The organism is Marinimicrobium sp. UBA4509 (assembly GCF_002388575.1).
Lineage (GTDB): Bacteria > Pseudomonadota > Gammaproteobacteria > Pseudomonadales > Cellvibrionaceae > Marinimicrobium > Marinimicrobium koreense.
Map to the genome: position 1 here is coordinate 30,382 of NZ_DGMV01000078.1, position 4,387 is coordinate 34,768.

The window sequence follows — 4,387 nt, forward strand, 5'->3', positions numbered from 1 at the left end:
GGCGGACGCTCGATACTCCGGGCGGCGACCAACGAGTTGGCCAACAGACCCGGCGTCTGATCCGGCTCACAGGTCGCCAGCATAAGCGAACCCAATACCGCTTCATCCGACGTCATTTCGCGATAGGCGTTGAGCAGTTGATCCCGCTCTTCAACCGGCAGTTGGCAGGCCTGATGACGGAAGGTTACCAGGGCTTCCAGATTGTGAAACGTATGGTGGCTGGTGACTTCTTTAGCCGGCGCCTGCGGCGAAGGTACCGGCTGAGGGCGCACCGCGGAGTCGACCGCACGGTCCTCCCAATGAACGCATCCACTGAACAGTAACAACAGGTATACCAGCCGAAGTTTCATCATGTCGATGCCTCACTGATCGGTAACGCCCGGGACGCCTCTGACACCGGATAGCGAAGCAGAAAACAGCTGCCTTCCCCCGGGGCCGACGTCAGCTCAATACTGCCTCCGAGCCGGGCCACTGACTCTTTGACAATCGCCAGCCCCACTCCGCTACCGTGTACCGATCCGTGCCGACGGACACGTCCCTGCACAAACGGCTGAAATATTTTGTCCTGATCGTTCGGGTGAATACCCGGCCCCTGATCGGCGACGGACAACCAGGCGCCACTCTGGTCAACTCCCCAGCGCACGCGCACGACGCCGCCATCGGATGAATAGTGATAGGCATTGGACAGTAAGTTGGTCAATATCATTTCCAGCAGGTGAGTGTCGCCGTTCAGGCTCCCGGGGCTGCCCTGGTAATCCCAGGTCACCCGATGACGCAGGTTCTGTTGATCGAGGCGCTGGGTAATTCGCGCACACAGCGGTTCCATAGCCACGGCTCGATCCTCTACCGTGACATTGTGGGTTATGACGTTGTAGTTCAATAACTGCTGAATAAGTTCCTGCAGATTTTGTGAATTCTCGAGCAGAATTCGCAAAACATTCTGTTGGCGAGCATTGATCGGCCCCGGCACTTCATCCTGCAGTAAGGACCCCGCTTCCACGATCGCGGACAGTGGTGTTTTCAGTTCGTGCGACACATGGCGCAAAAATATCTGCTTTTGCTGCTCGACCGCCAGCAACTGGCCCCGCAACCATTCCAGCCGCTCGCCCAGCGCCTGCAGGTCCCGGGGGCCGGTGACCCGGATAGGGGTTTCCCAATCGCGGTGGCCCAAATGACGGATCGCCGAGGACAATCGGCGCAGCGGGCGAATCATCTGCCAGAACCCCAGTGCCATAAGCGTCAAGGTCACCGGAAGACTGATCATTCCCAACAGAGACAGGCGCCACAGAATCTGTTGAAGCGCCGCCTCGTTACGATCACTGAGCACCGCAACATATTCACTGACGGCCTCATCGAGTGCGGAGCGACGCTGGGAGAGAACGGCAAGTTGCTCGGTAAATTCTTCGTCCTGCCAGGATTGAATTGCTTCATCATTTAGAGCATGCAGCGTATTTTCAAGCGCGACAAGCGCGCCGTAAACCACGCTCTGTTGCGGTTTGGCAACACGTTCAATACGCCGCGAAGTACCGCCCTCAAACCACTGGGTCAGTTGGTCCAGCTCGGTCAAAATTGCATCACGCTTCTGTTGATAGGGTTCGAGAAACGTCACATCACGCAGCAGGCGATATTGCCGGGCAAAGCGCTCCAGATCACGCACCTGGGCATTCAACCCCGACTGCCGGCTGACCAGCGCGTCGGAGTGATCCACCAGCAGGCGCTGGGTGTGCATTTGCTGATAAAACGACCAGGACGCATAGGCCACCAATGCCAGCATCGGCACCAATGTCACCACGGCAATCAATAACCATTGCTGGGACAGTGACAGGCCTCTTCGGTGCGGCATGAATTTTTCCTCGTAGCGATGGCGACCACCCGGACCGTTCAGAACACGGGCGCACTGTTGCCAATAAGAAACACCCTCGCCCACCGATCATAGCGGGCCTCGCGCCCAATAAACCAAAACTCCGTCGCACTTTAGCAACACTGTATCGGTGGAAAAATTCCACCAAACGGGTAGCAATTTAGCTAAGTGATTGAAAATAAATATTTTTTGAAAGGTGGCACGACCTTGGCAATACACCTCGGCGTCAGGCAAAAAAGACTCAGCACCGTTGCCTGACATGCTTCGGTACCGGCGCGTCAATAGCTGGTAACACACCAACAGGAATGATGAGGTGAATTATGAAAATTGTATCTGTGATTGCAACCACCGCACTTCTGTCTTTGGGAACCCTGAGCGCAGTGGCTCAGGATGACACTCAGACTCAGGGAAGCGGCGCCGACTCCGCGTTCTCGGTGATCGACCAGAACGGTGACGGCAGCATCAACAAGGACGAAGCCAAAAACAGCGGCATCAGTGACCGCCGCTTTGAGTCCATGGACAGCGATGGAGATGGCGAAGTAACCCAGTCCGAATACGAAGGACAGGGCAGTGGAAGCGGCTGGCAGTAATTGCCATGCCGAACCGGAGCGGCCCCGCGCCGTTCCGGTCACTTTACTGAAATTTCCGAACCGTTGGGGAGCACACAATGACACCGCTAGCCCGTCTGGGACGTTACAGCTACTGGATTATTGGCATCAGCCTGACGGCTGCCACCATGACGCTGCTGACTCAACAGGCCAGCAGTGAAGAACAAGTGAACCCCCGTTTGACTGAGGACCACCACTCATCGTCGGCCTGGAGCGAGCAACAGTCTGATAGCGCGCTCCTGGCCAAGGTCAAAACCCGGCTGCTGGCCAACATCAACCTGCCCGGCGCCCGCATTGCGGTCGACACACAGCAGGGGCACGTCACCCTGAGCGGGGAGGTTGATCACCGGGACCAGCAGGAACTGGCGTATTACACGACGCTGAATACGCAGGGGGTGCGCTCGGTCGAGAGCACCCTGAATGTGACACCGAAAGAGGAATGAATTCCGGACTCACCGGACCGTTTCAATGTTCACTGACATGCTTTGTCAATCACAACCAAAGAGGAATGATCCTATGAAACAGTCAATCATGTACGGTATCGCAGGCGCACTGGCGCTGACCTCCGGCGCCGCTCTGGCACAGGACAGCGTCTCCCACAACGAGAACGCGGCCCATGTCTACGTCGGTGGCAGCTACGGTGGCTTCAAGGCCCGTGGCGGAGAGTTTGATGATGAAAAGGATTTTTTTGAATTGAGCTTCGGGGGCTTTTTCAACCCCTATGTGGGCCTGGAAGCCAGCGCGACCTATTTCGGCGAGTACGGCAACGACCTGGCGACCGCAGACGCCGAAGGCTACGGCATGGCGGTGATCGGGCGCCTGCCGCTGTCCGACAGCTGGGGCCTGTATGCCAAAGGCGGGCAGTTTTTCTGGGAAGCGGATATCGACACCCCCGTGGGTTCGGGTGATACCGACGGTGACGATCCCTTCTACGCAGCGGGCATGGATTTCCGCCTGGCGCAGAACCTGAACATGATCGTCGAGTACAGCCGCTACGAAATCGATACGCGCCTCGAGGAACTACCGAACGTTGAGGACACCGACCTCGACACCGTCAAGGTTGGCCTGCGCCTGCGCTTCTGATTACTTAACTCCACCCACGTGCGTTTGCACAGTTTGCCGGCCTCACCCCAGGGCCGGCTTTTTTATGCTCGCAATCAAAGCGCGAAACAGGTGCCGCTGCGAACGGCGGTACAACAAAAATTCCGGGTGCCATTGAACGCCCAATAAATAACCGTAAGCGGGATCCTCAACCGCCTGCACGATACCATCGTGGTCCCGCCCAGCGATGTGCAACCCCCGCCCCAAACGATCGATGGCCTGATTGTGCAGGCTATTGATTCTCTGGGCCCCCTGCCCCAGTAGTTTCAGCAAGAGCGTTCCCGGAACGACGTCCAGTGTTTTAAGAGGCAGAATGGTACGTCGATGCGAGGTTTTGCGCCGATGCAGACGAAGATCCTGCACCAGTGTACCGCCGAGGCACACGTTCAGTAGCTGTGCCCCCCGGCAAATCCCCAACAACGGACGATGTTCCGCCAGGGCTTTGTGAATGACCCGCTTTTCCAGCTCATCCCGTTCGGGATCATACTTGGGATGGACCTCGGGCTCCGCACCGTACAACACCGGTTGCACGTCGTGTCCGCCGGTCACCACCACCGCATCAAAGTCCGGCAGTGCGTCGACATCACTGGGACGCACCTGTATCGGGCGGGCACCATACAGACGCAGCACTTGAGCGACCAGAAAACGGGGGCCGAATGCACCTCGCTGCGGCCCGGTCACCGCCACTAACGGCGCAACCATCGATCCTCCACCTGCTGGACCCAATCACCAAACCAACGATCCAGCGGATCGGCCAGAAACTCGTGGTACGACCAGCAACAGTCCGCCAGGCGTGGCGCATCCGCCGCCAGAGCTC

General features: G+C 57.9%; 6 protein-coding genes. 3 read left to right on the forward strand and 3 right to left on the reverse strand.

Annotated features, from left to right (window positions below; all coding sequences use genetic code 11):
- Together B3520_RS14510 and B3520_RS14515 are read right to left on the reverse strand one after the other, a co-directional pair.
- Nucleotides 1-353: hypothetical protein (locus B3520_RS14510; RefSeq protein ID WP_286876355.1), on the reverse strand; the 353-nt coding region annotated here is incomplete at its 3' end.
- Complete coding sequence (locus B3520_RS14515; protein WP_286806306.1) at nucleotides 350-1,843, reverse strand: sensor histidine kinase; 1,494 nt, start codon at nucleotides 1,841-1,843, stop codon at nucleotides 350-352. The genes B3520_RS14515 and B3520_RS14510, both read right to left, overlap by 4 nt.
- Nucleotides 1,844-2,181: 338 nt before the next feature.
- Here B3520_RS14515 and B3520_RS14520 point away from each other — a divergent pair, with 338 nt between their 5' ends.
- From B3520_RS14520 to B3520_RS14530, 3 genes are all read left to right on the forward strand, one after another.
- Nucleotides 2,182-2,451 (forward strand): hypothetical protein, encoded by a 270-nt coding sequence (locus B3520_RS14520; RefSeq protein ID WP_123639101.1) that lies wholly within the window; start codon nucleotides 2,182-2,184, stop codon nucleotides 2,449-2,451.
- A gap of 77 nt (nucleotides 2,452-2,528) precedes the next feature.
- Nucleotides 2,529-2,912 carry a BON domain-containing protein gene (locus tag B3520_RS14525; RefSeq protein WP_286806304.1) on the forward strand — a complete coding sequence of 128 codons (384 nt, stop codon included), beginning with the start codon at nucleotides 2,529-2,531 and terminating at the stop codon, nucleotides 2,910-2,912.
- A 73-nt stretch (nucleotides 2,913-2,985) separates the two neighbouring features.
- Nucleotides 2,986-3,552, forward strand: a complete 567-nt coding sequence (locus B3520_RS14530) for a porin family protein (protein WP_024462261.1) — start codon at nucleotides 2,986-2,988, stop codon at nucleotides 3,550-3,552.
- Between the two features lie 42 nt (nucleotides 3,553-3,594).
- Here B3520_RS14530 and B3520_RS14535 read toward each other — a convergent pair whose 3' ends face one another.
- Nucleotides 3,595-4,272: a gamma-glutamyl-gamma-aminobutyrate hydrolase family protein gene (locus B3520_RS14535; RefSeq protein ID WP_123639103.1), complete on the reverse strand. Its 678-nt coding sequence runs from the start codon at nucleotides 4,270-4,272 to the stop codon at nucleotides 3,595-3,597.
- Nucleotides 4,273-4,387 lie beyond the last annotated feature (115 nt).

Bases quoted from the DNA above. Each gene is read 5' to 3' on its own strand.
- B3520_RS14515 (WP_286806306.1), bottom strand. From the start codon at position 1,843: ATGCCGCACCGAAGAGGCCTGTCACTGTCCCAGCAATGGTTATTGATT.
- B3520_RS14520 (WP_123639101.1), top strand. From the start codon at position 2,182: ATGAAAATTGTATCTGTGATTGCAACCACCGCACTTCTGTCTTTGGGA.
- B3520_RS14525 (WP_286806304.1), top strand. From the start codon at position 2,529: ATGACACCGCTAGCCCGTCTGGGACGTTACAGCTACTGGATTATTGGC.
- B3520_RS14530 (WP_024462261.1), top strand. From the start codon at position 2,986: ATGAAACAGTCAATCATGTACGGTATCGCAGGCGCACTGGCGCTGACC.
- B3520_RS14535 (WP_123639103.1), bottom strand. From the start codon at position 4,272: ATGGTTGCGCCGTTAGTGGCGGTGACCGGGCCGCAGCGAGGTGCATTC.